The organism is Vibrio sp. Y176 (genome assembly GCF_033438945.1).
In genome coordinates this window covers 1-1,032 of the sequence record NZ_JAWOQS010000132.1, presented here as the reverse complement: position 1 = coordinate 1,032, position 1,032 = coordinate 1, and the positions used below count along the sequence as shown (strand labels likewise).

Sequence of the window (1,032 nt, the reverse complement as noted above, 5' to 3'; positions counted from 1 at the left end):
ATGGCCGTCGAAATGGAAGGTGCGGCATTGGGACAAGTTGCAACCGCCTTTAAGGTTCCGTATGTTGTCATCCGCACGATTTCCGACAAAGCGGATGGCTCTGCTGATGTGGTTTATTCTGAGCTGAAAAAAGCGACGGCAGATAACTCAGCAACCATTACGCTCAACATGCTTAAGCGCATGCAATAGGGTGAGAATACGAAAAGCAGCACATTAAGTGCTGCTTTTTTATGAGTTCGTCAAAGTAAACATTATCGATTCTTTACCTTCAAATTCCACCCTCAGCCGCGAATTTGGTTGTAAGCGGCTGAGAGAATCGATTGTCATCGTTGGCCGATTTCCACCACAAGCTAAGTTGCTCTTTGTCCATTGGCTTTCCGAACAAGTATCCTTGCATGAAATCACATCGATAAGCGGACAACCATTTGTGCATAACGTCGTGTTCAATGCCTTCGGCGGTCACGGCTTTGTTTTGAGCATGGCACAGCTCAATGATCGGTTTGATCACGTGTCCATTATTGGTGTTCATCAACGTCAGTAGAAATTCTCGGTCAAACTTAATCTTTTGTACTGGATATTGAACAAGCTGAGTGAGCGACGTGTAGCCAGAGCCGAAATCATCAATAGCAAGTCGATAACCCAGTTTAGAAAGCTCATCAAGCAATGCCGTGCCTTGTTGTTCCGCGGCAAACGTCTCGGTAATTTCTAGTTCGATACATTCTGGTTTGATGCCATTTCTCGTTACGTGTTTATGAATAAATTGCGCCATTTCTAACGAGTTTAATTCGGCCGATGAAAGGTTGATGGACAGGACAATGTCTTTGCCGAAAATGCTTCTCAAATGATGGTATTCCTCGGTTGCATTGGCAAACACCCAACGGTCTATTTTGTCAAACAACCCAGCTTGCTCTGCGATTGGAATAAATTCGGTTGGTGGCACTGGCCCCAAGCCTTCTGCGTCCCAACGTAGAAGCACTTCCAAGCCTTCAATTTCGTTGTCTTTGTTATTCATGTAAGGTTGAAACACAAGCC

At 45.0% G+C, this 1,032-nt stretch carries 1 protein-coding gene and 1 pseudogene; one reads left to right on the top strand and one right to left on the bottom strand.

Annotated features, from left to right (window positions below; translation table 11 throughout):
• A pseudogene (locus R7O13_RS24600) lies at nucleotides 1-189 on the top strand (5'-methylthioadenosine/adenosylhomocysteine nucleosidase); the annotation flags it as partial.
• 79 nt (nucleotides 190-268) lie between these two features.
• Here the strand turns inward: R7O13_RS24600 and R7O13_RS24595 are convergent.
• The coding region (locus R7O13_RS24595) for an EAL domain-containing protein (protein WP_318304902.1) at nucleotides 269-1,032 on the bottom strand (764 nt) is incomplete at its 5' end.